This window comes from Stenotrophomonas sp. AR029, assembly GCF_047520695.2.
GTDB classification, from domain to species: domain Bacteria; phylum Pseudomonadota; class Gammaproteobacteria; order Xanthomonadales; family Xanthomonadaceae; genus Stenotrophomonas; species Stenotrophomonas sepilia.
The window spans coordinates 34,069-59,299 of the sequence record NZ_JAXBQQ020000007.1; the positions used below are offsets into that span (position 1 = coordinate 34,069).

The window sequence follows — 25,231 nt, forward strand, 5'->3', positions numbered from 1 at the left end:
TTATGCAGGATTATCCGAACGGGCAATGTCGCGAAGATGGCTCTGCGCCACTCCGGCGTGCCCGACTGGAAGCCACCATGACCCTCTCCCCCGCCCGCCCTGTCGCCCTGGTCACCGGCGGCTCCCGTGGCATCGGCGCCGCCATTTCCCGCCGGCTCGCCGCCGATGGCCACGCTATCGCCATCAACTATGCAGGGCGCCGCGACGACGCCGAAGCGCTGGCGGCCGAACTCAACGCAGCCGGCGCACAGGCCATCGCGCTGCAGGCCGATGTCGCCGATCCGCAGGCGGTGCGGCAGCTGTTCGATGCCATCGAAGACCGCTTCGGCGGCATCGACGTGGTGGTCAACAGCGCGGGCGTACTGCAGCTGGCGCCGCTGGCCGACACCGACGACGCCCTGTTTGATCGGGTGATCGGCATCAACCTCAAGGGCGCCTTCAATGTGCTGCGCGAAAGTGCACGACGGGTGCGCGACGGTGGCCGGTTGATCACCCTGTCCACCAGCGTGGTCGGCATCCGGCTGGAGAACTACAGCGTGTACGCGGCCAGCAAGGCGGCGGTGGAAACGATGGGCGCGATCCTCAGCAAGGAGCTGCGCGGGCGCAACATCACCGTCAACGCGGTGGCGCCGGGCCCGACCGCCACCGACCTGTTCCTGGACGGCAAGTCACCGGAACTGATCGAGCGGTTGGCGAAGATGAATCCTCTGGAGCGGCTGGGTACGCCGGAAGACATCGCCGGCGCGGTGGCGTTCCTGGCCAGTGCCGATGGCGGATGGATCAACGGCCAGGTGCTGCGCGCCAACGGTGGGATGGTCTAGGTCGCGCGGACGGCATCCACGCATGGCGTGGATCTGCTTGGGAAACCGTGGCGGTTGATCGAATCCACGCAGGACGCGAAGCCGGTGTAGAGCCGAGCCCATGCTCGGCTGCTCTTCGCGCGAAGGCCAGATGCAGCCGAGCGCGGGCTCGGCGCTACCGTCAGGTCAGGCGCCATGGGCCTCGCGGCGCTGGTGTACCCAGTAGTACAGCGTGGGCAGTACCAGCAGGGTCAACAGCATCGCCGACAGCAGGCCGCCGATCACCACCACCGCCAGCGGCTTCTGCGTCTCGGCACCAATCGCATGCGAGGTGGCCATCGGCAGCAGGCCGAACATCGCCAGTAGTGCGGTCATCAGCACCGTGCGCAGGCGCTGCAGCGAACCTTGCACCACCGACTGCAGCAGGTCCATGCCCTGCTCGCGCAGCTGGGCGAAGCGACTGAGCATCACCACCCCGTTCAGCACTGCTTGCCCGAACAACGCGATGAAACCGATCGCCGCCGACACCGACAGCGGAATGCCGGTCAGCCACAGGGCCAGGATGCCGCCGATCATCGCCAGTGGCACGTTGGCCAGGATCAGCGCAGCGCTGCTGATGTCCTTGAAGGCATCGAACAGCAGCACGAAGATGATCAGCACCGACAGCGGAATCACCCAGCCCAGCCGCTCCATCGCACGCTGCTGGTTCTCGAACTCGCCAGACCACTCCAGCCGGTAGCCGTCCGGCAGCTGCACGCTGGCGTCCACGCGCTTGCGCATGTCGGCCACCACGCTGCCCATGTCGCGGCCGGCGATGAAGATGCTCACCGCCTTCACCCGCTGTGCGTTCTCACGCGAGATGTTGATCGCGCCACTGGCCATGCGGAACTCGGCCACGTCGGACAGCGTCACGGTGTGGCCATCGCCAATGCCCACCGGCACCGTGCGCAACCGTTGCAGGTCACGGTCGGCGTCGTCCAGGCGCAGCGTGATCGGGAACCTGCGGTCACCTTCCCACAGTTCACCAACCTGGCGCCCGCCCAGTGCGGTCTCGATCACCTCGTCGATGTCGCGCACATTCAGTCCATAGCGTGCCGCACGATCGCGGTCGATCTCGATCTGCAGCTGCGGCAATGAGCCGTCACGATCAATGAAGGCACTCTCTACGCCCTCCACGCCACGCACCTGCCCCAGGATCGCCTGCGCGTGCTGGTTCAGTACATCCAGGTCCGAGCCGCTGACCTTGATCACCACCTGGCCCTTGATCTGCGAGATGCTCTCCAGGATGTTGTCGCGCACCGGCTGCGAGATCGAGAACTCCGGCCCGGGAATCCGCTGCTCCAAGGTGCGCTGCAGATCGCTCACCAGCTGGCGCTTGTCCACGCCCTTCGGCCATTCCTTCTCAGGCTTCAACGCCACCAGCGCCTCGATCTGGTTGGCGCCCTTGGCATCGGATCCGTCTTCCGGGCGCCCCAACTTGGCCACCACGGTCGATACCTGCGGGAAAGTGCCGACCAGCTCACGGATGCGCCGCGACTGCTGCTGCGCCTCGGCCAGGCTGGTGCTCGGGTCGAGCGTGGCGGTCAACCAGATCGAGCCTTCGTCCAGCTCGGGCAGGAACTCCGAACCCAACCGGGTGCCCAATGCCAGCGTGCCGACCAGCAGCGCAACTGCGGTCAGTACCACCGCACGCGGGCGGGCCAATGCACGCTCCAGGATCGGCTTGTACCAGCCGGTCAGGCGGTCCATCAGCGGATTGCCATCGCGCATGCGGTCGCGGCGCAGCCACCAGTAGCAGAACAGTGGCACCACGGTCAGTGCGAGGATCAACGCACCGATCAACGCCGAGGTCACCGAGTACGCCATCGGCGCGAACATTCGGCCCTCCTGGCGCTGCAGGGTGAAGATCGGGATGTGTGCGGCGATGATGATCAGCATCGAGAAGAACGTTGGGCGCCCCACTTCGGAGGCTGCCGAGAGTACGGTAGAGAAGCGCGTCTTCCTGTCAGCGTTCGGCGGCAGCTTCGACAGCCGCGACACGATGTGTTCGGTCACGATCACCGCGCCATCGATGATGATGCCGAAGTCCATCGCACCCAGCGACAACAGGTTGGCCGGTACGCCCCACAGATGCAGGCCAAGGAAGGTCGACAGCAGGGCCAGCGGCATCATCGCCGCCACGATCAGCGCGGCGCGGGCGTTGTACAGGAACAACCACAGCACCAGGAACACCAGCACCGCGCCTTCAAGCAGGTTGCGGAACACGGTCTTCAACGTGGTCGACACCAGCCACGAGCGGTCGTAGAACGGCTCGATGCTGACCCCGGCCGGTAGCTGGTTCGCTTCGATCTCGGCGATGCGCGCGTGCAGGGCGTCGAGCACGTCGGACGGGTTCTCGCCCTTGCGCATCAGCACCATGCCGAACACCGCATCGTCATTGTCATCCTGGCCGACCAGGCCCTGCCGGGGCAGGCCGGTATCGGCGATACCGGCAAGGTCGCGTACCAGGATTGGCGTGCCACCGCGCTGCGCCACCACCACGTTGCCAATGTCGGCCGGCGAACGCATCAGGCCCACACCACGGATCAGGAACTGCTGCTGGCCGCGTTCCACATAGCCGCCGCCCGCGTTCGAACTCCCCTTCTCCAGCGCCTCGGCGAACTCACCGAGGCTGATGCCGCGGTCACGCAGCTTGTCCAAATCCGGTTTGACCTGGAAGGTGCGCGCAAAGCCACCGAAGCTGATCACATCGGCCACTCCAGGAACGGTGCGCAGGCTACGCTCCATCGTCCATTCCTGCACGGTGCGCAGCTGGGTCGGGGTCAGGTGCGGGCCTTTCAGCACATAGCGGTAGATCTCGCCCACCGCCGAGCTCATCGCCTCCAGCTCCGGGGTCACCCCTTCCGGCAGCTCCACGCCCTGCAGGCGCTCCAGCACCTGCTGGCGTGCGAAGTAGTCATCGGCCTTGTCGTCGAAGGTCAGGATGATCATCGACAGGCCGAACTGGGTGTGCGAGAACACCCGCACCGAATGCGGAATGCCAGACAGCGCCACTTCCAGTGGCATCGTCACCTCGCGTTCCACCTCTTCGGCGGCCCGGCCCGGGTGCAGCGATACCACCGTCACCTGGGTGTCGGACACATCCGGGAAGGCTTCCACCGGCAGCACGCGGAACGCGGCGATGCCAGCGCCGATGAACAGCAGCAGCGCCAGCATCACCATCACCGGCTGGCGCAGGCAATAGGCAATCAGGCGATCGATCATGGCGCGGCGCGCCCCGTGCCGGTGCTGGCGGCTGCCGGCGCGTTGTCCACCAGCTGTTGCAGCAGCAGGCCACCCTCGACGACCACTCTGCTGCCCGGCGCCAGGCCTTCACGCACCCACAGGCGGCCGTCACCCAGCTCCTCGGCGTGCACCGCGTGGCGCACGAAGCGGCCCTTGCCTTCCTCCACGAACACCACCTGCTTTCCGTCGATCAGCAACACCGCGGCGTCGGGCAGCGAGACACCGCCCTCGGACGGCAACGCCACCTGGGCGCGCACGTACTGCCCGGCCTTGAAGCCACGTGCGCGGTTGTCCAGCTCGGCACGCGCCTGCACCACCCGGCGTTCGCTGTCGATGAAGTCATCCACGTGCTGCAGCGTCGCCTGCAGCGGCTGTCCATCGGCGCCGGGCACGCTCACCTGCATGCCGGCCTTCAACCGCCCTGCCAGGCTTTCAGGAACATCCAGCAGCAGCCACAGGCGGTCCGGATCGCCGATCACTGCCAATGGCTGCTCGCTGTCGGGACTGACCGACATGCCCGGGTTCATCCGCCGCTCCACCAGCACGCCATCGATGGGGGCGCGCAGCGGCAGGCGCTGGTCCACGCGCTGGCCATTGCCATAGGCCCGGGCGAATGCAGTCGCGCGCGCATGATCGGCCTGGCTGCCGGCAAAGCTCGCTTCGGCTTCATCCAGTTCACGGCCCGACGCCACTCCCGCGGCGTGCAGCTCGCGGGTGCGCTCCAGCTCCTTGCGTGCCTGCTGCAGTTCGGCACGGCCACGCGCGCCCTCGGCCTGGGCCTGGCCGAACTCCGGCGAGGTGATCCAGGCGATCACCTGCCCTGCCTTCACTCTCTGCCCCGGCTGCGCCTCGATGCGCGCCACCTGACCCGGCAACGGCGTGCGCAGTGCACTGGAGCGTGTCTCGTCCCAGGCCACCCGGCCCGGCAGCTGCAGGCTGGCGCTGGCGCCGGCGGTCACCGCCTCGCTGCGCAGCACGTCCAGCTGGCGGCTGCCGGCTGGAAACTGGATCTGGCCGGCACTGACCTGCGGCGCGTCCTCGGTATACGACGCCGGTTCGCGGCCGCAGCCGCCCAGCAGGGCCAGCGCCAGCAGGGCCGGCAGCACGGCATGTCGCGCACGCAGGCGACGGGCGACGGTGGACTTCATCGGGACTCTCCTTCAACAACGGATGTGGCCGCTTCCCAGCGCGCCAGGGCAATGGCATGGTCGGCACGCGCTTCGATCAGCGCGGCCTCGAATTCGCGCCAGCTGCGGCGCGCATCCAGCAGATCGGTCAGGCTGGCGGCGCCGCGCCGGTAGGCCAGTTCGATGCCCTGTACCGCCTTGCGCGCAGCGTCGGACTGCAGTCCTTCGTAGTCGCTGCGGCGCTGCGCGGCGGACTGCGCGCTGGCCTGCAGCAGGTCAAGTTCGGCGCGCGCTTCGCGCTGCAGCACCTGCAGTTCCAGCGCCGAACTATCACGGTCGGCCTCGGCACGCTGCATCGCGCCGCGTGCACGCGATGGGCCACCGAGTGGAATGGTCAACGACACGCCCCAGGTCACACCGCTGATGTCGGTCGGCTCGCGTTCGGCTTCCACACCCAGCTGGACATCGCGATGGCGCTCGCTGCGCGCCAGTGCTACACCGGCATCGGCCGCGGCCAGGCGCGAACGCGCTGCGCGCAGATCGGCACGCTGCTGCGGATCGAACGCGCGCGTTGCGGCAACGCCTGCGAGGTCCGGCCAGGGATCATCGGCGCTGAGGTCACCGCTGTCGTCACGCCCGAGCAGGAGGCCCAGCGCATGCCGTGCATCGCGCAGATCCAGGGCCGCCTCGCGCGCCGCGTCGGCCACCGCCAGGTCGTCCACCGCCAGCCGCGCGCGGTCGACCGGCGCCATCGCCCCGGTGGCAACCTGCTTGTCGGCTGCCGCCATCTGTTCGGCCGAACTCTGGCGGTTGGCCTCGGCAATCTGCACCCGCTCCTGCGCGCGCTTCAGGCCGAAGTAGGCCTCATGCAGCGCCACCTGCTGGCGACGCCGCGCATCGAGCATCTCCAGCCCGGCCACCTCCAGCAGCGCATCGGCCTGGCGGATACGCAACGCGCGCTTGCCACCGCGTTCCCAGGTCCAGCCCAGGCCCACGGTGCTGTCCATCCGCTTGTCCTGCCAGCGGCCCGGGCCGACGCCGTGCCTGGGGCTGAGCTTGCTGGTGCCGATCGACAGCTCGGTCGCTGGACGCAGCGCCGCCGTCTGCGCGTCGCCCTGCACGCCACGCAGCGCCAGTGCCGCCACACGCAGGTCCGGGTTGTGTGCTTCCATGGCGCGCTGCGCCTCCTGCAGGGAAAGTGCCGACGCCGCAGGTGCGCACAGGAGGGCGGCCAACACAGCCGCAAGGCAAGGGAAGAAGTTCATGCGCGTCACGGTAAGGTGACGCACTTGCGCCAAACTTGCCCCAACCTTGCACGAAGCTTGCAATGCGAATCCTGCTGATCGAAGACGACGCCGCCCTGGCCGATGGACTGATCCGTGCCCTGCAGGGCGCGGGTCATCTGTGCGACCACCTCTCGCGCGGGCTGCATGCACCCGCTGCACTGGCCAGCGCGCCATATGACGTGATGGTGCTCGACCTTTCATTGCCCGACGTCGATGGCCTCGACCTGCTCTCGCGCCTGCGCAACGACGGTGTCACCCTGCCGGTGCTGATCCTCACGGCGCGCGATGGCGTGGAGGACCGCATCCTCGGCCTCGACCGGGGTGGCGACGACTATCTCGCCAAGCCATTTGCACTGGGGGAACTGGAAGCCCGCCTGCGTGCGCTGTCGCGTCGCCGCAGCGATGCACCGGCGCAGAAGCGGTTGGGCCGTTTGTGCTTCGACAGCATCCGCAATGAGGCGCAGGTGGACGGCCAGCGCATCGAACTGACCGCCCGCGAGCTGTCGCTGGTCGAAGCACTGATGCAGCATCCCGGCCGCACCGTCACCAAGCAGCGCCTGTTCGACGCTTTGTACAGCTGGGACCACGAGGCCAGCTTGTCGGTGATCGAAGTGCATGTCAGTCGCCTGCGCCGCAAGCTGGAACACGCGCGTGCCGGCGTCGGCATCCGCATGCTGCGTGGCCTGGGTTATCGCCTGGAGGCCAGCGGTGACTGAGCGCGTGCACAGCCTGCGGAGCCTGCTGCTGCGCCGCCTGTGGCTGCCGCTGCTGGTGCTGCTGATGTGCAGCGCGGTGGGTTCCTTCGCGCTGGCGCGCTTCTACGCCGGTCAGGTCTATGACCGCTGGCTGCTGGACTCGGCGATGTCCCTGTCCGAGCTGGTGACGGTACAGGAGGGTCATGCATCAATCGAGATCACGCCCGCGGTGTCACGTATGTTCAGCTGGGACACCGCCGACGAAGTGCATGGCGAAGTGGTCGATGCTGCGGGTGGACGCTTGTATGGCGACTTGGCCGAAGCGCTGCCGCGCCCGGCCACCGCCGCATCAAGCGACGACGCGGTTTATTACGATGCGCGCCTGCGCGGGCAGCCGGTGCGCATGGTCGAAGTCCTCGTCAGTGCCGGACCGGGCCACGATATCCGGCTGCGCGTAGCCGAGACGCTGCGCAAGCGCCACCGGCTGGAGCGCAAGCTGCTGCTGACCAGCATCCCGTTCCAGGCTGCGATCCTCACGCTTGCCGCGTGGCTGGCCTGGTCCGGGACCGGCGCGGCCGCACGCCATGCCAACCAGGTGGCGCGGCGCTTGGCCAGCCCCCGCCCGGACCCACTGGCGCCCCTGGAACCCGCGCAGGAGGCGCCACGCGAGCTGTGGCCGGCGGTGGAGGCCTACAACGCGCTGTTGCAACGACTGGACGCCATGCAGGCCGCGCAACGGCGCTTCGTCAGCAATGCCGCGCACCAGCTGCGCACGCCGCTGGCGGCAATGCAGGTGGAGCTGGAGAGCTCACTCCGCCACCAGGATCCGCAGGCCCAGCAGCTGGCGTTGTCCGGCACGCTGGCCGGGCTGGCACGGCTGCAGCACCTGGTCAACCAGCTGCTGATGCTCAGCCGCTCGGAAGATCCACAGGGCAGCGCACTGCCGCTGCAGCCTCTGGATCTGGCCGCGCTGGCGCGTGGCGTGGTCGAGCGCTACGCTGACCGTGCGTTGGCTGCGGGCGTGGACCTGGGTTACGACGGACCCGACGACGGCGTGCAGCTACAGGGCGATGCGCAGTTGCTGCGCGAGGCGTTGGGCAACCTGCTGGACAACGCGCTGCGCTACGGCGCCACGCCCGGAGTCATCACCCTCGGCGTTCGGCAGGGAACCGACGGCGTGCAGGTATGGGTGGACGATGACGGCGCCGGCATCGCCGAAGCCGAACGCGCGCGCGTCACAGAACGCTTCTACCGGGCCAGCAGCGAGGGCGACGGCTGCGGGCTCGGACTGGCGATTGTGGCCGAGATCGCGCAACGGCATGGCGCGACCTTGATGATTGATACCGCCCCGATCGGCGGTGCGCGGGTGGGGTTGCGGTTCCGATGAGCGCTGTTGAACCGCCCTTGTAGAGCCGAGCCCATGCTCGGCTGCTCCTGGCACGATGCCTGAGCCGAGCATGGGCTCGGCTCCACAGGTTCCTGGTCACCCGTGAAGCGTGCCGACCAAGGTCGGCACCTACCGAGTGCGCGTCACCGGCTCATCGAATAGGGCGCCTGCGCGCCCTGCCCCGGCCAGTCCTTGTTCGGCTCGGCCTGCATGCTGAAGCGCAGTTCGCCACCGGCCAGGATCTCGTCGTGGCGCAGGAAGGTACGCTGCAGCGGCTTGCCGTTCAACGTCACGCTGCCCACATACGTGTGCGCGTCATCCAGCCCCTCGGCCACGATGGTGAACGTCTTGCCGTTCGGCAGACGAATCGCGGTCCTGGGCAGGAACGGACGGCCCAGGATGTACTCGCCCGAGCCCGGTGCCACCGGGTAGAAGCCCAGCGCGGTGAACACATACCACGCCGACATCTGGCCGACGTCATCGTTGCCGGCCAGGCCATCGGGACGGTCGGCATACTGGGTATCCATGATCTGCTTCAGCCGCGCCTGGGTGCGCCACGGCTGGCCGGCGTACGAATACAGGTAGGCCACGTGGTGGCTGGGCTCGTTGCCGTGCGCATACCAGCCGATCAGGCCGGTGATGTCTTCCATGTGCTCGAAGATCGATGGATCCACCTTGGCGTTGAACACCTCGTCCAGGCGCGCGAGCAGCTTGTCGCTGCCCCCGTGCGCGGCGGCCAGGCCAGCGACGTCCTGCGGCACGTACCACGAATACTGCCATGCGTTGCCCTCGGTATAGTCGGTGCCGTAGCCGCTGGCGCTGGGGTCGAAGGGCGTGCGGAAACTGCCATCGCGCTTGCGCGCGCGCATGAAGCCGGTGTCCTTGTCGAAGGCATTGCGCCAGTTGCCTGCGCGCTTGTCGAAGGTCGCCGCGATATCGGCCTTGCCCATGGCCTGCGCCATGCGTGCGATGGTCCAGTCGTCGAAGGCGTACTCCAGCGTCTTGCTGGCCGCTTCACCTTCCTCGTCGATCGGCACATAGCCCAGCTCACGGTACTGCGCGATGCCGTCGTAAGGGCCGTAATTGGCGGTCTCGACCATTGCCTTCAGCGCCTTGTCGGCATCGAAGCCACGAATGCCCTTCACGTAGGCATCGGCGATCACCGGCACGGCGTGGTAGCCGATCATGCACCAGTCCTCCAGGCCGTGGAACGACCACACCGGCAGCATGCCGTAGGGGCTGTGCTCGTGGTGGGCCAGCATGGAGTTGATGAAGTCGCTGTTGCGCTTTCCCGGCTGCACCAAGGTCAGCAGCGGGTGCAACGCGCGGTAGGTGTCCCACAGCGAGAACGTCGAATAGTGCGTGAAGCCATCGGCCTTGTGCACGGCATTGTCCGCGCCGCGGTACTGGCCATCGGCATCCATGAACAGCGTCGGCCCCAGCATCGTGTGGTACAGCGCGGTATAGGCACTGCGCCGCGCATGTTCCGGCGCGTCAATGTCCAGCACGGACAGTGCCTGCGTCCACTCCTGCTTCGCCTGTGCACGCACGCGGTCGAAATCGAAGTCGGCCACTTCCGCGTCGAGGTTGGCGATGGCACCGGCTTCACTGACCGGCGAGATCGCCACCTTCACCACCAGCGGTGCATCGAGCTTGCCGAAAGCGAACGTACCAACCAGCTGACGACCCTCGATCTGGGCGCGCTGTGCCGGGTCCTTTTCGCCCGGCGGCGGAAAGCCCTTGTAGACGATGTCCTGCTCGGTGTTGTGCAGCTCATGCCCGGCCAGCGGGCGTGAGAAGCGCATCGCAAAGTACAGCTGGCGGCCCGGCGCCCAGCCTCGGGTTTCGCGGAAGCCGGTCACCGTGCCATCGGCGCGCACCCGCACCCGCGACCACAGCACCTTGCCCGGGTAGTCGTACATGCTGGTACGCATGTCCAGCAGCACCTTGGCGTCGGTGCCCTTGGGGAAGGCGTAGCGATGCACGCCCACGCGCGCACTGGTGGTCAGCTCGGCACGCACCTTGTAGTCATCCAGGGTGACTGCGTAGTAGCCCGGCTCGGCCTTCTCGTCAGCGTGGCGGAACCGTGAGGCGTAACCGCTGCGCGGCTTCTCCGGATCGCCGCGCTCCAGCCCGGGATTGCCGGTGAACGGCATCAGCAGGACGTCACCCAGGTCCGAATGACCGGTGCCGGAAAAATGCGTATGCGAGAAACCGACGATGCTGCTGTCGTCATAGCGGTAGCCCGCCGCCCAGCCATAGGCCTTTTCACGCGGCTGGATACGCGTGTCCGGGCTGAGCTGGACCATGCCGAACGGCACCGTGGCGCCGGGGTAGGTGTGGCCCTCGCCACCGGTGCCGATGAACGGATCGACCGAGGCGTATGCCTTGTCGGCGGCGGTTCTGGCTGGGGCCGCACTGGCCAGGCCGGAAGCGAACATCGCCGTGGCGGCGACAGCGATCAGGAGACGACGGTCCAGCGTGGGCATCGGCATTTGGATCGATTCAGGTGGTGGTCAGAGAGTAGCACCGGCCCTGCCCTGTCGCATGCTGCAGTGCGGCCGCCGGAACCGGCACGATGATTTGCACATAATTGCATGGCCGGACGACGAATCGCCTCATAGGCTTCCGGCTTCCCGCTTCCAGATCGGTGCCAATACGGCAGTGGATGTCCACACATGCACTTCTGAAAGACCGCGCCTTCGGAGCGGGACAAAGCGAGACGAACCATCAATTGGTGCGCAGCGCCTCGATCTGCCCAGAATGGCGCCGCAGCGGACATCCCGCTGCCGGGATTGGAACCCCCGAAAAGAAGGACAGAGATAGCTCGTCGTAACTGCGGCGGGCGCTGCGTGTGGCCGTCAGGCCCTCCGGTTTTCTCTGTTCCTTCCGGGAGTTCCAAGCACGCATCGCCCGCCACCCTTGCGGTGGCCCTCGCTTCCCAAGGAGTTTCCGCATGAAACACACGCGTCCGCTCAGCCCGGCCATGGAATCGCTGTTCCAGCGTATCGAACATGCCCTCAACAGTGCCGAAGGCATGGCCATCCTCATCGGCGAGCAGTACGGCCCCGAGCCGAAGCCACCCGCACCGATGGGCTACAACGCCAAAGAGATCGCCGACGCGATGGTCATGCTGAGCCAGCATGGTCGGTCGTTGCTGCAGAAGCCGCGTGCGGAAGCGGAAAAGGTGACCTATCACTAGACCGCGACGCAGCCGAACCTGCTCGGCGCCGTGCGCACCGCACGCAGCGATTGCTGCCCTCAGCCCGGCAATGCGCCCTGCAAGGTGGCGAGGTCGGCGCTGTCGATCGGCCTCACCACCCGCGCCACCTCCTGGCCGTCATGCAACAGCACCACGGTGGGCCACAGTTTTACCTTGAAAGCACGCCCCAGCGGCTTTCCCTTGCCATCCTCGATCTTCCAATGCACCGGATCGTGGGCGTCGACAAACGCCTGGAGTGCGGGCTGCGCGGCCTGGCAGTGACCACACCAGGGTGCACCGAACTCGAGCAGCAGCCAGCCCGCCTGCGCGTCCACGTCCGCGCCAGCGGGCTCCGCCGCCAGGTAGTCACGCATGAACGGCATGCCGGTTACGCCGCCAACGCTTTCTGGATATCCGCCAGCGGGGCGTTTGTCAGGTCCTTGGCAATGTCGCCCAGCAGGCGGGCCTGGACCTCCTTGTGCAGCAGCGGGCGGATACGGCCCAGGGTGGTGGGGTCTGCCACCAGCACCAGGTGTGCAAAGCGGTTGTTGAGCGCATCTTCGTTCAACTGCTCCGCCACCTGCTTGGCGAACGTCGCCTCGTTGAGCTGCGAAATGGACATGTCTTTCGGCACCGCACCGGCCGGCCCCTGCCCGGAGACACCCTGCTCGCTGATGTCCTGCAGGCGCAGTTCGCCTTCCTGCTTCAACGCCAGTTGATGTTCGTTGCCGACGTTGGTGAACACGCGGGCCGAACCACCATCGGCGACGATGATCAGCGTACCTTCGGGAATGCGACGGGTCATGCGATGCTCCTTCTCGATTGCGTTCAGCGCTACCGTAGACAGCGTTGCGTGAGCGCTGCGGCCAGAGTTCGTTCAACGCATGTCATTGCACGCTGCGCGGATGAACAGGCGTGATGGAACACAGCGTGCAGATCAGGCCGCTTCTCTGCATGCTCACGCCGATGCCGTTATGATGAACGGATGATCGACATGACCCACTACGTGACGGGCGCACCTGTTACGTGGAAAGCACTGCCGACCGGCGCTTCGCTTGCCACGATGGCTCCCGCCCTGCCCTTCCACCGCCTCGCGCTGGATCCTGGCGGATGACGCCCGCAGGCGCTCTGGCCTGCCCTCCCTACGCTGCTGTGACCTCCGGCCGCTGACTGCGCGACCGCAGTGATCCTGTTGCTGCGTTTCCGCCGTTGCGGCGGTGCGTTGCCGTGCGCGTGGCGTCGTGCCTGCACACATTCCCCGGCCCCCACGCCACTCACCGATGCCCCTGCGCCACCTGCGCCTGCATCGCCGTTTCCGATTTCCGGGACCTAGCCCACCGTCTATTCACCTCTTCCACTTACAAGGGAGCCCCATGCAGGACACCCCCGATGCACACGCCCACTTCGGCTGGTTCAAACGCCGCCGCCACCTGAAGGTCGATGAGATCACCGTCGTCGACAAGCCCATGCTCAAGCGCGCCGTCGGCGCGGCCGCACTTGGCAATGCCATGGAGTGGTTCGACTTCGGTGTCTACGGCTATCTGGCGGTCACCATCGGCCAGGTGTTCTTCCCCTCCAGCAATCCCACCGCGCAGGTGATCGCCGCGTTCGCCACGTTCACCGTAGCGTTCCTGGTACGGCCGCTGGGCGGCCTGGTGTTCGGCCCGCTGGGTGATCGCTACGGCCGCCAGAAAGTGCTGGCGTTCACCATGGTCCTGATGGCGCTGGGCACCTTTTCGATCGGCCTGATTCCCGCCTACGAGCGCATCGGCATCTGGGCACCGGTGCTGTTGCTGCTCGCACGCGTGGTGCAGGGCTTTTCCACCGGCGGTGAATATGGCGGCGCGGCGACCTTCATCGCCGAATACTCCACCGACCGCAACCGCGGCCTGATGGGCAGCTGGCTGGAGTTCGGCACGCTGGGCGGCTATATCGCCGGCGCCGGTACCGTGACCGCGCTGCACATGGTGTTGAGCAGCGAACAGATGCTGGACTGGGGCTGGCGCATTCCGTTCCTGGTGGCCGGCCCGCTGGGCCTGCTCGGCCTGTACATGCGCATGAAGCTGGAGGAAACCCCGGCGTTCCGCGCCTTCGCCGAGGAAGCCGAGAAGCGCGAGCACGACCGGCCCGGGCTGGGCGCGCTGTTCCATGTGCATGGCCGCCAGCTGCTGGTGTGCATGGGCCTGGTACTGGTGTTCAACGTGACCGACTACATGCTGCTGACCTACATGCCCAGCTACCTCAGCGTCACCATGGGCTATGCCGAGAGCAAGGGCCTGCTGCTGATCATCATCGTGATGCTGGTGATGATGCCGCTGAACATCGTCGGCGGATTGTTCAGTGACCGGCTGGGCCGCCGGCCGATGATCATTGGCGCCTGCATCGCGCTGCTGGTGCTGGCGGTGCCCTGCCTGCTGCTGGTGGGCAGCGGCAATGACGGACTGATCTTCCTGGGCCTGATGCTGCTGGGGCTGGCGCTGGTGTGCTTCACCAGCTCGATGCCGTCCACGCTGCCGGCGCTGTTCTACACCCCGGTGCGCTACAGCGCGCTGTCGATCGCCTTCAATGTGTCGGTGTCGCTGTTCGGTGGCACCACGCCGCTGGTGACCGCGTGGCTGGTGGAGCGTACCGGCGACCCGCTGGTGCCGGCCTATTACCTGATGGGCGCGGCGGTGATCGGCCTGGTGACCATGCTGTTCGTGAAGGAAACCGCCGGCCTGCCGCTGCGCGGTTCACCGCCGGCCGTCGGCAGCGACAAGGAAGCGGCCGCGCTGTTGAAGAGCGATGTGCCGGTGACGGTGGACCCGACCTTGCCGCCGCTGCCGGATGTTGCCGAGCCCGAGCAGGTGAAGCCTGCCTGAGGCCGGGTGCAGAATGCGATCCACGCATGGCGTGGATCGATGGGCCAAGTGGCGCCGGGTGGATACGCCCGGCGCTGCATGGCGCTACGTCTTGATGCGGGTCAGCTTCCCCGGCGTCCAACGCAGCGTCCAGGTGTAGTTTCCGTCCGGCGGACAGACGTGGCGGAAATCGCGGGGAATTTCGCAGACCGTTGCGCCTGCGGTAACGGTGAAGGCAACGATGATCCGGTTGCCTTCGATTCGGATCGACTGCACCGCGCCCGGAATCTGGATGCCGGCATCATCGCCATAGCCATACCTGCGGATGGCGGCATAGTCCTCTGCCTCCACCGGCGACAGGCTCTTCGGGTTCTCCTGGCCACGCGGATCGTTCGCTGTCAGCGCCGTCATCACCGCCACCACATTGCTCTGCGCGAAGCTGCCGCCGGTGTAGGTGGACGTGTAGAAATACACGACCTCGGCACGGCCATCGCCATCGAGATCGGCAACAGCGGTCCACACCGGACGGAACTCGGATTCGATGTCATCGCCGGGAATCAGCCGCAGATTGGCTTCGGCGGCCCGATACGCCTGTACCAGGCTGGGCGGCGCCACCACCCGCTTGGACGCGGCCGGCGCGGCCATCGCCGTCAGGCTGGACAGCGCCAGCGCAGCAAGCGCAAGGCAGGTCGAAGTGGAGCGGAACATCGCAGGTCCGTGCATGTCATCCTCCTTGGGTGTGCGGCCAGTCTAACCACAGCCAAGGCATCCCCGCATGGCGTGGATCTAGCGCGGGGTGTTCGATTCCATTGCACGCATCACGATGGGCTTGGCCCAGCCGGGCGTGTGCAGCAGGTCGGCTACGGCAATCGGGTACTGCAGTTCGCCTGCAGCCATGGCCAATACCGGCAGCGGCACCACGCAACCCTGCGCGTCGGCCGGTGCGCTGTTGTCGTAGACGTGCAACTCGGCCAGGTGCGGCAGCAGCTCCAGCAGGTTCGCGCGCGCGGAATCGAAACGCGCGCGGATCTTCTCGACTGGAATGTCATGGCCACCGGCGGCCACCCGCGCAGCAACACGGGCGATATGCAGCTCAACATCGGCCAGCCCACAGAACCAGATCGCCACCTGATGCCGTTCGCAGGCCTCACGCAGCAGGCGCGGAATGGTGTTGCCGCCGAGCGTCGTCTCGAAGGCGAAGTCGGTGCCATCGGCCATGGTCTGGCGCAGGCGGCGGGTGCCTTCCTGCCATGCCTCGGCGTTGGCCTCCGGCAGCGACCAGCCGGCGTCGACCAGGCGACGGGTGAACGCGTCCGGGTTGAACCAGCTCAGCCCTTCGGCGTCCAGCCAGGTGCCCAGCAGCGAACTCTTGCCGGCGCCATTGACACCGGCCAGCGCCAGGATGCGTCCCATCGATCAGAGCGGGCGGCCGAGGGTGACCTTGCGGCCGCGCCGGATCGGCTGGCCCAGCACCTTGCCCAGCCCTTCACCGCGCTGCAGCCCGGCCAGGGTCTGGTCGAACTCGTTGCGCAGGCGCTGCAGTTCCTCGTTGCGCTCACCGGCATCGCCGCCAGCGGCCTTGGCCAGCAGTTCCTGGTAGGTGCGGATGTCCACGATCACCGCTTCCGGGTGATTGTGGTTGGTGATGACCAGCGCCTGCTTTTCGCGCACGGTGCGCATCAGGCTCGGCCAGCCGCGGGTCTTCACCGACGAGGCCGGGGCCTTTTCGAGGCCAGGCAGATCCAGCGGCAGGGTCATGGCACGGCTCCAGGCGGGGCGGATGGGAACCACTATACCCAATTTGGCCAAATTGGAGATAAATGCCCTTTTACCCAGGCAGCCCGGTGTCCGGGGCGTCGGTCTGCAGCAGGCTGTCGCGATCGCGCAGCGGGAAGCGGATCCAGGCATCCAGGCCTTGCGGGGTAAAGCGCAGCTCGCCGCTGCCGGCCAGTTCATAGGGCACCCGCTGCTCGATCAGGACCCGGCCCAGGCCACGCTGGCGTGGCATCTCCCACCCCTCCACCTCGGCATGGCGCTCGCACCAGTGCAGGCCCAGCCACGGCTGCCCGTCCTGCACCTGCAGGTGCCAGCAGACATCAACCCGCCCGTCCTCGTGGGCCAACGCGCCGTGCCGGAGCGCATTGGCGGCCAGCTCATGGATGGCCAGCGACAGTACTTCGGCCGCCTTCGGTGGCAACAGCACATCCTCGCCCTGCAGGTGACAGGCGGCGGCCGCCGGTGCCTGCGCCGCGATCTCCTCCTCGAGCATGCCGCGCAGGCAGACCCCTACATTGGCGCCGCGGGTCAACAGGCTCTGCGTGCGCGCCAGTGACATCAGCCGCGCGCACAGGCGCTCGGCATACTCGTCCACGCTGCCGACCGATACGCGGGTCCGCCAGGCAATGGCATGGATGGTCGACATGATGTTGCGCACCCGATGCTGCAGTTCGGCCAGCAGCACCGACTGGCGCTCGGTGGCACGCTTGAGATCGTCGATGTCCACTGCGATCGCGAACACGCCACTCACCGCGCCATCGGCATCACGCAGCGGTGCGGCGGCGACGCGTGTCCAGCGCGCGCGCCCGTCGTCATGGATGAACTGGAACTCCAGGCCCGGGACCATCGTCTCCCCCCGCAGGGCGCGGGCGATGGCGAAATCGTGGGGTTCGATGCGCGAGCCATCGGGATGCACCCCCTGCCACCGGTAGTGGTTGGGGCGATCCGTGGAGGGCACCTTGCCGGTGGGAAGATAGGTCCGCATCTGGTCGTTGGACAGCTGCAGGTTGCCGTCGGCGTCGACAATGCAGACACCCACCGGCAGCACCTTGAAGGCCAGCGCCAACCGGCGGTCGCTCTCACGGCGCTTCTGTTCCTCGCGTTCGCGGGCCGCCTGCGCGACGTGCGCAGCGGTCGTTTCGAACATGGTCACCAGCACGCCGTTGATGCACCCGTCCTCTCCGCCTATGGGGCTGTAGGTGATGGTGAACCAGACATCCTCCAAGCGCCCACGCCGCGCCAGCGGATAGAGCTTGTCCTCATAGGTGATGGTCTCGCCCTGCCACACACGCTGGTAGATCGGGCCGTTGATGTGCCAGACCTCGGGCCAGCACTCGCGCGTCGGCTGGCCCAGTCCGCCAGGATGCTTGTCAGCCAGGATCTCGGCATAGCCATCGTTGTAGAGCTGCACCAGCTGCTCGCCCCACAGCACGATCATCGGAAAGCCGTGCGCAAGCATCAGGTCGACGGTGGCGCGCAGGTGCGGCGGCCATTGCTCGATCGCACCCAGTGGCGTGCCTGACCAGTCGTGCCGGGCAATACGGGCGGCCATGCCGTCATGGCGCGCATGCGCCTGCAGCGACGGCGGCATGCCCGCCGGGCGCTCAACGGCCCGGAGGCCTTCGGTGTGGCGCGACATGCCGCGCAATCAGGCGATGCCCGCAGGGGCCTGCGGCGTCGCCACCAGTCCCGCCAGCTGCTGGACCAGGGCCTCGATGTGATAGGGCTTGGTGCAGCGTGGCGCATCCGCGAAGCGGCTGGGCAGGTTGTCATCGTAGCCAGAGGTCAGCATGAACGGCGTACCCGCTTCGGCCAACCGGTCGGCCAGCGGATACACCTGTTCACCGCCCAGGTTGATGTCCAGCAGGGCCACATCGATGGGGTTGTCATCCAGCAGCCGGCCGAGTGCCTGCAGGTCCCCGGCCGGCCCCACCACCTGCGCGCCCTTCAGCTCCAGGTAGTCCACCAGGAACATCGCGATGGCGAATTCATCTTCCGCCACCAGTACTCTCAACCCTTTCAGGCCTTCTGGTTTGTTGCCCGCTTCCAGCACGACCGGCGCTCCTCGATACACGCGGCCCACCTCCGCCGCAACGGCCGTAGGATGCGCGAACCGGGCTACAAGGGCGCGTGATGATCGATGAAGATCGCAGCCGCGGCGCATTCACTCCGGCATGGCAGCGGTGCGTTCAGAACGCACGCTCCCATTTCAGGCTGAGCAGGCTGCGGTCATGGCTGTACAGCCAACCGACGTTGCTGTCGATGCAGGCGTAGCGCAGGCTCAGGCTGGGCACCAGCCCGCCCACCGCCAGCCGCTCGCTGCGCACGATGGCGATCAGGTTCTGTTCGTCGTCCTGCCTGCGCGCCTCCAGCAAAGGACTCCAGGCACCATAGTCACGGTGACGCAACGACACGAACACCGTGGCCGTGGTGCCACTCCACTGCCGTGCCGCGCCCAGCCGCAGGCCGTGCTGGCGGTAGCCGTTGGCCGGGTCGGCTGCGCTGCTGTCGGTCAGGTCCACGCCCGCGAACAGGGTCCAGCGCGGGTTGAGCGCGCGGAACCAGGTGGCATACAGCGCGGCCAGTTCGCCATCGTAGTTGTCGGCCAGGCCCGGCTGCCGGTAGCGCTGGCGTTTCCAGTCGGCCTCCAGCTTGAGCAGGCTGCGCGCGTCCAGGGCGTACTGCCATTCGCCGTGCACACCACTGCCGCCCTGCAGGGCGTGGTTGCCCAGCGCCTGGTAGTCATGGCTCGGCGCCAGCTGCAGGGTGTGCCGTGCACTGCGCCAGCTGTAGCCGGCCTGCACGCTGGCGTTGAGCTCGTTGTATGCGCTGTAGCCACGCCAGGCCTGGCCGAACGCCAGCCCACGCACGTACAGGCCATGATGGCCTGCCAACGCCCAGCGCCGTTCCAGGCTGGCGTCGTAGTCCAGGCCGGTGGCGCGCTGCGCTTCGGGCAGCGTGCGTTCGATCAGGCAGGTGTCGCCGACACCGAACAGGCAGGTGCGGCTGGCCGAACTGCGGTTGATGTTGTCGCTCCATGCAGGCCCGGCGGCGACCGCACCCTTCCAGCGCCCGCGTGCCTGCAACGCGTCCAGATAGCTGTCCACGCGTGCGCGCACACCCGCGGTGGCCGGATCGTTGCTGTCGATACCGGCCTTGATTGCACCGAACAATGCCACCGCCTCGCGGTCGCGCTGGTCTTCGGCATAGACACGCGCCAGTTCCAGGCGGGCGGGCAGGAAGTCCGGCTGCGCTGCCAGCAGCGCTTCGTACTCCTGTGCAGCGCGCGAATGGTCGCCGGCCACGCGGGCCAACGCACCCTGCGCATAATGGCGCAGCAGCGGGTCGTGCCCCGGAAGCTCGATATATTCGGCGAGGAACGCCGCGGCGGCTGGCCACTGCTGATGCTGCAATGACAAGTAGAGAGCCTGGCCGAGATCATCGACGGTGCGCTCCACCCGCACGGTCTGGCCATCGATGGTGAGCGTCGGCCGTTGCGATTCGGCCTGTTGCAGGCGCTGCTGGTCCTGCTGCTGGTGGCGCAGTTCGCTGCCCTGTTCGAGCACGCGGCGCAGATCGTCCTGCTGGGCGCGCACGTCGGCGGCAACCAGCAGCAGGAACACAAGGAAAATGGGGGGGCGCATGGGCGATCCGTGGTGGTGCATGCAGCGGGCCGAAGCAGGGACTGGCGGATCGCGGCTTGTCCCTGCCCTGCCCCGTGAGGGGCGTGGCGATCAGTTCTTGCTGCCGCCGAAGGCGGTGTCGTACTGGCTGTTGCCGGCGAACGTAGCGATACCGGCCAGGGTGGCCGCGTTGGCGCCGAAGAACTGGCCCTGGCTGTTGCCGGTGACCGAACCGTTGGCCACAGCGGTGCCGGCGAAGGACGCATCGGCGCTGTTGATGTTGGCGCTGATCGCCAGGGTCTGGCCACCACCGGTCAGGCCGCCGGTCAGCTTGCCGGTACCGAAGTTCGCGGCGAAGGTGCCGCTGAGCAGGTTGCTGCCGTTGAACTTGTTCAGGCCAGCCACCGCGTACGTGGCGGTGCCGCTGGGCAACGTGGTGCCCGCACGGTCGCCAGCGAAGTACACCTGGCGATTGTTGAAGCCGCCTGCGGCGCCATCCTTGGACCATTCACCGAACCAGACATCGCCACTGCCCACCTTGACGAAGTTGAAGTGGCCCATGCCGGCATGGTTGCCCGGGGTGCCGGTGATCGGCATGGCCAGCGTACGTACGGTCACGTTGCCCACGGTGGTGGGGGCCGAGTATGCGGCCAGGCCCTGGAAATCGACCGGCTTGGCGTTGGAGACGGTGCCGACACCGATGCCGGCCTTGCCTGCGCTGTGCGGGCCGCCATTGACTTCGGAGGCACCGACCTTGACGTACAGCTGCGAATCGGTGGCCGGGCTGGCCGCACCGACGATGTCGGCGGCCTGGGCGGCACCGGCCAGGGCGAAGGTGGCGGCCATGGCCAGTACGGAACGGGAGATCATCTTCATGGAACTACTCCTTGGGTTGAGGGAACAACGGGTACAACAACGAGGCAGGTCATCAGAAGCGCGCGGTGACACCGAGCTTCAGCGTGCGCCCTGGCGCCGGCAGCGTGGAGCGCGTGGCCGGGTCGACGTAGTAGCGGTTGCCGAGGTTGGTGCCGACCAGCTCGACGCTGGCATGGTCGTTGATGCGCCAGCGCGCGTAGGCATCGACGGTGGTGATGTTTCCCCAGGTGAACGGCACGTTCTGCCAGATCAGGCCACCACTGCCGGCGTACAGGCGGTCACGGTAGGCCTGCAGGTCCGGGTTCTGGTGGCACTGGTAATGCACGATGCGGCTGCCCAGCTCCAGGCGCTCATCGAACAGCCGGGTGCCCAGCGACGCGTTCACCGACAAGCGGGGAATGGCCTGGGTCAGCAGGTAGCCGCTGACGAAGCCGTCCTGCACGCAGTTGGGCACCTTGCCGGCGAGTGCGTCGAGCTGCACCGCCATGCTTTCATCACAGACCTTGTTTTCCAGCGTGCGGGTGATGCCCAGGTCGGTGAAGAAGCGGCGGTTGTCGAAGCGCGCCTGCAGCTCCACGCCGCGGATGCGCTGCTTGTCCAGGTTGTCGAACAGGAAATTGCCGTCGCGCTCGATCACGTTGCGGGTCTTGTGCACGTAGTAGGCCAGCTTCACGTCGGCATCAGCGGTGTTGCCGAACAGCGCCGACAGGTTGTGCACATAGCCCACTTCGTAGTTGTAGGCGTGCTCGGGCTTGAGCGGGTACAGCGGGTTCAGGCTGCTGGAGAACGCGATGGTGCTCTCGAACATGCTGGGGAAACGCACCGCCTCGCTATAACGGACGTAGGCGCGCGCATTGGGCGAGAAATGCGCGGTAGCGGAGAAGGTCGGCAGCCAGGCATGGTCGCGCCTGCGCTCATTGCGCCCGGACACCGTCTGCGGCCGCCCGCTCTGGATACTGCACAGGATCTGCGACCCCTGCACCGGCAACAGCCCGGGAATGGCCGCCACCTCGCCATTCAGGCAGGGGTTGCTGGCACGGCTGTAATTGCCGTCCGCATCCGGCAGCCACGGAATGGCGTGGTCCACCGCAACCGGCGTCTCATACCTGCCCAGCAGGCCCTTCAGCAGATCATCAACAATGAAGCCCATGCCGATGCTGTCCCAGAACGCGCGCTGCGACTCGATGGCGTCGATCTCGCCCTGCAGGCTGGCCGGGCGTTCGGGCAGTTCGTTGACGCGGTAGCGGGCCTCCTTGGGGAACACCGAGGTGGTCATCAGCTCCGGGTGGTCCTGCAGGAAATCATCGAAGGCCCAATAGCGCGCGTAGCGCACGCCGGCACTCAGGGAGAGGAAATCCACCGGCCGCCAGTCCAGCACCAGGTAGCCCTCGCCTTCCTGGCGGCGCCCCGCGCGCGGATACATGCGCCAGCCATCGCTGACGCCGAAGTACGGGTCCGCCGAGCGCAGTTTCTCGAACTGCCAGTTGCCGCCCACGGTCAGGTCCAGGGTGGAATGCAACGCGAAGCGGTTGCTCAGGGTCAGGCCGGTGCGGTCGTTGCGGGCATTGGCCAGCGCGGTATTGCGCAGGATCGGGCTGCTGCCGGGGTTCCAGTCGGGGTTGCTGGCAAAATTGGGGAAGCCGCCAGCGGTGTACGTATCGCTGGTGGTTTCGGTGCGCCACAGGTTGGCACGCAGGTCCAGCCAGCGGCTGCCGGCAGGCTGCCAGTGGTATTCCAGGTTCCAGGCATCGGCATCGACGCGGCTGAGCGGCCACTGGATGCGACCGTAGTCGGGCGCGGACAGGATACGCGAGGGCATGATCTCGCCGTAGTGCGAGAGCGTGCGCCGCCAGCTCGCGCGCAGCTGCTGGTCGTCGTTGATCTGCCAGGTCGCTTTCAGCAGCCACGATTCCTGCTCGCTGGAGGTATTGGGCACCTCGTCGCCGGGCTTGAAGTAGCGCGCCAGCGTGGTGATGTAGTCCAGGCCCTTGTACTCGAACTGCTCGCGCGGATCCTGGTCGTAGTACGCCGCGCCCCGGGTGCCGGAAAAGTAGTTGCCGCGCTTGCGCCAGGCATAGGCCGCCATCAGGTCCACGTGTTCGCCACGCAGGCCCAGCGCCAGCCGCCAGGCCTGGTCTTCCCCGGCGAACACATGGGTTTCAGAACCGCGCGACTTCACCGGCACCAGCAGCGTGCTGTCGGCATACGGTGCCGAGGGCGAGCCCTGCGGGAACCCGGGCACCGTGCGGTAGTCCTCGCCGGTATGCAGCCGCGGCAGGCGTGGCGCCACCGCATTGCTGCTGCCTTCGATCTTCAGCTCCCCGCCGAAGCGCTCGCCGGCAGCAACAATGTCGTCAACATCGATGGTCTTTATCACCAGCGCGCCACCGATCCCGCTGTGCACATCGCGCACCAGCCCTGGCCCCTTGATGACCTGGATGCCACCGATCAGGTTGGGATCGATGTAGTTGCGCTTGCTGACGCCGTTGTAGCCGCGCCAGACCGTGAGCGCCTGCTCGCCACCGTCGATGCTGACCGGCACCCGCCCCGGCCCCTGGATGCCGCGGATGTTGATGTCCAGCGCGCCGCTGTTGCGCGCATCACCGCTGAACACACCGACCAGATCCTTGACCACGTCGGCCGGGTTGGAGCCGCGATAGCGCTCCACACGGTCGCGCCCCGAGTACGCTGTGGTCAGATCCAGCGCGAACACATCATCGTAGCCGCGCCGATCACGCGCCTCGCCCCCGTCCGACTGCAGGCGACCGGCCACGTCCAGTGTTTCGGTCACCCGTACCCCTTCCCCGTCCCCTTCCCCCGCCTCCGCTGCGGCGCGCAGGCTCCAGGTGCCATCCATGCCGCGCTGGGCACGCACCCCACTGCCGCGCAGCAGCTGCTGCAGGGCCTGCATCTGGCTGTACTCGCCGCTCACCGCGCTGGATCGACGGCCCTCCACCAGGTCACTGCGGAAGACCACCTGCACATCGGCCTGGCGGCCAAAGCTGCGCACGGCATCGGCCAACGGTTGTTCCGGAATGGCGTAAGTGCGCAGCGGTGCGCCCAGTGTGGCTTGCGCCTGCACCACCGGCACCCAGGCCAGCGGCAGCAATGCGGTGGAGATGGCCAGGGCCAGGACGGTAGCGCGACGATGACAGGCGGATGCCGTGGACGGCATGGACAGGAACTCCTCAAGCGGGGCGGGACCACGGGCACGTCCGGTGCCCGGTGGTGTGTCTGGCTTGAGAAGAAACGCGGTTTCGCTCTGGCTATACCTCTATAGACAGCGGGATGCGACGACTGCCCACGGTTTTTTCATGTTTTTTTCATGCGGCCGGTGCATCCAGGCTCCACAGCTGCTTCACCACACCAGCAACGCACCACCGGGCAAGCGTTGCACCCGCAGTCCCGCCTGCGCGGCCACGGCGTCGATGGCGGTTTCCGGCTGCTGCAGATGGAACAGGCCGCTGACCCGTACGCGTGCGCCCTGCCCGCCCACCACCCAGACCGGGGCACGCCGGTAGCGACCGAGATCGGCGATGGCCTGCGCGGCAGGCATACCGTCGATCACCACCTCACCGCGACGCCACGGCGCCATCGCCTCCGGCGCGGCCAGCCTCAGCGGCTGCAACCAGCGCCCGTCACGGAACACGCGCACCTGCCCAACTCGCAGGCGCTGCACGCTGCCATCGCCCGGGTGCACATCGACCACGCCCTCGCTGACTTCGGTGGTGATGGTGGCGCCCTGCATCGATACGCTGAACGCCGTACCGATATCGCGGATCTGACCACCGCCGGCTTCGACCTGGAACGGCCGCTGCTCGTGCGCCACCTGGAACCAGGCCTGCCCGCGCAGCAGGCGCACGCGCCGCTGCTGGCCATCGAACGCGAGTGCCAGAGCGGTGCCGGCATCGAGTACCGCCGTGCTGCCGTCGTCCAACTGCACAACGCGCGGCGCATCGCTGCTGCGCACGTCGCTGCGCGCCAGCAGCAACGCGTACGGTGTGGCCGCGATCATCAGCACCACGGCTGCGGCCGAAGCCAGCAGCCACGGCAGGCGACGGCGCGGTGCGATCGGGCGCAGCCCCTGGCGGTCAGCGGTCAGCTCGGGCAGCGCTGCCAGCACCTCCGGCCCGGCAGCGTCCAACCGCTGCCAGAAGGCCTGCTGCTGGTGCCAGGCCCACGCATGGCGGGGATCGGCCTGCAGCCAGCGCTGCAGGGCTCGTTGCTGCGGTTCCGGCAGCGGGCCTGCACTGCGCAGTATCACCCAGCGCAACGCCTGCCTGGCCTGACGCGGCGAGGGTTCGGACGTGGTCATGGTTGTGGCCTGCCGCACC

At 67.3% G+C, this 25,231-nt stretch carries 20 protein-coding genes; 5 read left to right on the forward strand and 15 right to left on the reverse strand.

Annotated features, from left to right (window positions below):
- The first annotated feature begins 77 nt into the window (after nucleotides 1-77).
- Nucleotides 78-821, forward strand: coding sequence for an SDR family oxidoreductase (locus tag ACM0PB_RS17735; RefSeq protein ID WP_065177701.1), 744 nt, complete (start codon nucleotides 78-80; stop codon nucleotides 819-821).
- A 165-nt stretch (nucleotides 822-986) separates the two neighbouring features.
- Here the strand turns inward: ACM0PB_RS17735 and ACM0PB_RS17740 are convergent, their stop codons facing one another.
- From ACM0PB_RS17740 to ACM0PB_RS17750, 3 genes are read right to left on the reverse strand one after another with little or no spacing between them, the layout of a single operon-like run.
- A complete protein-coding gene (locus ACM0PB_RS17740) occupies nucleotides 987-4,064 on the reverse strand; it encodes an efflux RND transporter permease subunit (protein WP_414604706.1) in 3,078 nt (1,025 codons plus the stop codon).
- Nucleotides 4,061-5,233 (reverse strand): efflux RND transporter periplasmic adaptor subunit, encoded by a 1,173-nt coding sequence (locus ACM0PB_RS17745; protein WP_065186503.1) that lies wholly within the window; start codon nucleotides 5,231-5,233, stop codon nucleotides 4,061-4,063. Before ACM0PB_RS17745 ends, ACM0PB_RS17740 begins: the two co-directional genes overlap by 4 nt.
- Complete coding sequence (locus ACM0PB_RS17750; RefSeq protein ID WP_414604707.1) at nucleotides 5,230-6,477, reverse strand: TolC family protein; 1,248 nt, start codon at nucleotides 6,475-6,477, stop codon at nucleotides 5,230-5,232. Before ACM0PB_RS17750 ends, ACM0PB_RS17745 begins: the two co-directional genes overlap by 4 nt.
- Nucleotides 6,478-6,539: 62 nt before the next feature.
- Here ACM0PB_RS17750 and ACM0PB_RS17755 point away from each other — a divergent pair, with 62 nt between their 5' ends.
- Together ACM0PB_RS17755 and ACM0PB_RS17760 are read left to right on the forward strand one after the other, a co-directional pair.
- Nucleotides 6,540-7,214, forward strand: a complete 675-nt coding sequence (locus ACM0PB_RS17755) for a response regulator (RefSeq protein ID WP_065177697.1) — start codon at nucleotides 6,540-6,542, stop codon at nucleotides 7,212-7,214.
- Entirely contained in the window at nucleotides 7,207-8,580 is a 1,374-nt protein-coding gene (locus tag ACM0PB_RS17760; protein ID WP_065177696.1) for a sensor histidine kinase, read from the forward strand. The genes ACM0PB_RS17755 and ACM0PB_RS17760 overlap by 8 nt, the downstream gene beginning before the upstream one ends.
- Before the next feature lie 143 nt (nucleotides 8,581-8,723).
- On the opposite strand, the gene ACM0PB_RS17765 is transcribed toward ACM0PB_RS17760, so the two are convergent.
- Complete coding sequence (locus ACM0PB_RS17765; RefSeq protein WP_065186505.1) at nucleotides 8,724-11,075, reverse strand: GH92 family glycosyl hydrolase; 2,352 nt, start codon at nucleotides 11,073-11,075, stop codon at nucleotides 8,724-8,726.
- A gap of 461 nt (nucleotides 11,076-11,536) precedes the next feature.
- Here ACM0PB_RS17765 and ACM0PB_RS17770 point away from each other — a divergent pair, with 461 nt between their 5' ends.
- On the forward strand, nucleotides 11,537-11,782 hold the full coding sequence (locus tag ACM0PB_RS17770) for a hypothetical protein (RefSeq protein ID WP_065177694.1): 246 nt from the start codon (nucleotides 11,537-11,539) through the stop codon (nucleotides 11,780-11,782).
- A gap of 59 nt (nucleotides 11,783-11,841) precedes the next feature.
- On the opposite strand, the gene ACM0PB_RS17775 is transcribed toward ACM0PB_RS17770, so the two are convergent.
- Together ACM0PB_RS17775 and ACM0PB_RS17780 are read right to left on the reverse strand one after the other, a co-directional pair.
- Complete coding sequence (locus ACM0PB_RS17775) at nucleotides 11,842-12,165, reverse strand: thioredoxin family protein (RefSeq protein WP_065186506.1); 324 nt, start codon at nucleotides 12,163-12,165, stop codon at nucleotides 11,842-11,844.
- A gap of 5 nt (nucleotides 12,166-12,170) precedes the next feature.
- Entirely contained in the window at nucleotides 12,171-12,587 is a 417-nt protein-coding gene (locus tag ACM0PB_RS17780) for a host attachment family protein (RefSeq protein ID WP_065177692.1), read from the reverse strand.
- Between the two features lie 568 nt (nucleotides 12,588-13,155).
- Here ACM0PB_RS17780 and proP point away from each other — a divergent pair.
- Nucleotides 13,156-14,643 (forward strand): glycine betaine/L-proline transporter ProP, encoded by a 1,488-nt coding sequence (gene proP, locus ACM0PB_RS17785; protein ID WP_164092808.1) that lies wholly within the window; start codon nucleotides 13,156-13,158, stop codon nucleotides 14,641-14,643.
- Between the two features lie 84 nt (nucleotides 14,644-14,727).
- Here the strand turns inward: proP and ACM0PB_RS17790 are convergent, their stop codons facing one another.
- The 9 genes from ACM0PB_RS17790 to ACM0PB_RS17830 all read right to left on the reverse strand — a co-directional run bounded on the left by ACM0PB_RS17790 (nucleotide 14,728) and on the right by ACM0PB_RS17830 (nucleotide 25,212).
- The gene (locus ACM0PB_RS17790) at nucleotides 14,728-15,345 is read right to left on the reverse strand and encodes a hypothetical protein (protein WP_069138412.1); all 618 of its coding nucleotides are present in this window, start codon (nucleotides 15,343-15,345) and stop codon (nucleotides 14,728-14,730) included.
- A gap of 63 nt (nucleotides 15,346-15,408) precedes the next feature.
- Nucleotides 15,409-16,035 carry an ATPase gene (locus tag ACM0PB_RS17795; RefSeq protein WP_065177689.1) on the reverse strand — a complete coding sequence of 209 codons (627 nt, stop codon included), beginning with the start codon at nucleotides 16,033-16,035 and terminating at the stop codon, nucleotides 15,409-15,411.
- 3 nt (nucleotides 16,036-16,038) lie between these two features.
- Nucleotides 16,039-16,380 (reverse strand): type II toxin-antitoxin system prevent-host-death family antitoxin, encoded by a 342-nt coding sequence (locus tag ACM0PB_RS17800; RefSeq protein WP_065177688.1) that lies wholly within the window; start codon nucleotides 16,378-16,380, stop codon nucleotides 16,039-16,041.
- Between the two features lie 70 nt (nucleotides 16,381-16,450).
- Complete coding sequence (locus ACM0PB_RS17805; RefSeq protein ID WP_414604708.1) at nucleotides 16,451-18,037, reverse strand: sensor histidine kinase; 1,587 nt, start codon at nucleotides 18,035-18,037, stop codon at nucleotides 16,451-16,453.
- Between the two features lie 9 nt (nucleotides 18,038-18,046).
- On the reverse strand, nucleotides 18,047-18,451 hold the full coding sequence (locus tag ACM0PB_RS17810) for a response regulator (RefSeq protein WP_005416747.1): 405 nt from the start codon (nucleotides 18,449-18,451) through the stop codon (nucleotides 18,047-18,049).
- Nucleotides 18,452-18,587: 136 nt separating this feature from the next.
- A complete protein-coding gene (locus tag ACM0PB_RS17815) occupies nucleotides 18,588-20,042 on the reverse strand; it encodes a surface lipoprotein assembly modifier (RefSeq protein ID WP_329888945.1) in 1,455 nt (484 codons plus the stop codon).
- A 90-nt stretch (nucleotides 20,043-20,132) separates the two neighbouring features.
- Nucleotides 20,133-20,897, reverse strand: coding sequence for a Slam-dependent surface lipoprotein (locus tag ACM0PB_RS17820; RefSeq protein WP_065186511.1), 765 nt, complete (start codon nucleotides 20,895-20,897; stop codon nucleotides 20,133-20,135).
- A 52-nt stretch (nucleotides 20,898-20,949) separates the two neighbouring features.
- Nucleotides 20,950-24,072: a TonB-dependent receptor gene (locus tag ACM0PB_RS17825; protein ID WP_414604709.1), complete on the reverse strand. Its 3,123-nt coding sequence runs from the start codon at nucleotides 24,070-24,072 to the stop codon at nucleotides 20,950-20,952.
- A 183-nt stretch (nucleotides 24,073-24,255) separates the two neighbouring features.
- Nucleotides 24,256-25,212, reverse strand: a complete 957-nt coding sequence (locus ACM0PB_RS17830; protein ID WP_414604710.1) for a FecR family protein — start codon at nucleotides 25,210-25,212, stop codon at nucleotides 24,256-24,258.
- Nucleotides 25,213-25,231: the final 19 nt, after the last annotated feature.

Coding starts and splice junctions, on each gene's coding strand:
- proP (WP_164092808.1), top strand. CDS start 13,156: ATGCAGGACACCCCCGATGCACACGCCCACTTCGGCTGGTTCAAACGC.
- ACM0PB_RS17745 (WP_065186503.1), bottom strand. CDS start 5,233: ATGAAGTCCACCGTCGCCCGTCGCCTGCGTGCGCGACATGCCGTGCTG.
- ACM0PB_RS17765 (WP_065186505.1), bottom strand. CDS start 11,075: ATGCCGATGCCCACGCTGGACCGTCGTCTCCTGATCGCTGTCGCCGCC.
- ACM0PB_RS17780 (WP_065177692.1), bottom strand. CDS start 12,587: ATGACCCGTCGCATTCCCGAAGGTACGCTGATCATCGTCGCCGATGGT.
- ACM0PB_RS17770 (WP_065177694.1), top strand. CDS start 11,537: ATGAAACACACGCGTCCGCTCAGCCCGGCCATGGAATCGCTGTTCCAG.
- ACM0PB_RS17805 (WP_414604708.1), bottom strand. CDS start 18,037: ATGTCGCGCCACACCGAAGGCCTCCGGGCCGTTGAGCGCCCGGCGGGC.
- ACM0PB_RS17775 (WP_065186506.1), bottom strand. CDS start 12,165: ATGCCGTTCATGCGTGACTACCTGGCGGCGGAGCCCGCTGGCGCGGAC.
- ACM0PB_RS17820 (WP_065186511.1), bottom strand. CDS start 20,897: ATGAAGATGATCTCCCGTTCCGTACTGGCCATGGCCGCCACCTTCGCC.
- ACM0PB_RS17740 (WP_414604706.1), bottom strand. CDS start 4,064: ATGATCGATCGCCTGATTGCCTATTGCCTGCGCCAGCCGGTGATGGTG.
- ACM0PB_RS17825 (WP_414604709.1), bottom strand. CDS start 24,072: ATGCCGTCCACGGCATCCGCCTGTCATCGTCGCGCTACCGTCCTGGCC.
- ACM0PB_RS17735 (WP_065177701.1), top strand. CDS start 78: ATGACCCTCTCCCCCGCCCGCCCTGTCGCCCTGGTCACCGGCGGCTCC.
- ACM0PB_RS17815 (WP_329888945.1), bottom strand. CDS start 20,042: ATGCGCCCCCCCATTTTCCTTGTGTTCCTGCTGCTGGTTGCCGCCGAC.
- ACM0PB_RS17755 (WP_065177697.1), top strand. CDS start 6,540: ATGCGAATCCTGCTGATCGAAGACGACGCCGCCCTGGCCGATGGACTG.
- ACM0PB_RS17795 (WP_065177689.1), bottom strand. CDS start 16,035: ATGGGACGCATCCTGGCGCTGGCCGGTGTCAATGGCGCCGGCAAGAGT.
- ACM0PB_RS17790 (WP_069138412.1), bottom strand. CDS start 15,345: ATGCACGGACCTGCGATGTTCCGCTCCACTTCGACCTGCCTTGCGCTT.
- ACM0PB_RS17800 (WP_065177688.1), bottom strand. CDS start 16,380: ATGACCCTGCCGCTGGATCTGCCTGGCCTCGAAAAGGCCCCGGCCTCG.
- ACM0PB_RS17830 (WP_414604710.1), bottom strand. CDS start 25,212: ATGACCACGTCCGAACCCTCGCCGCGTCAGGCCAGGCAGGCGTTGCGC.
- ACM0PB_RS17750 (WP_414604707.1), bottom strand. CDS start 6,477: ATGAACTTCTTCCCTTGCCTTGCGGCTGTGTTGGCCGCCCTCCTGTGC.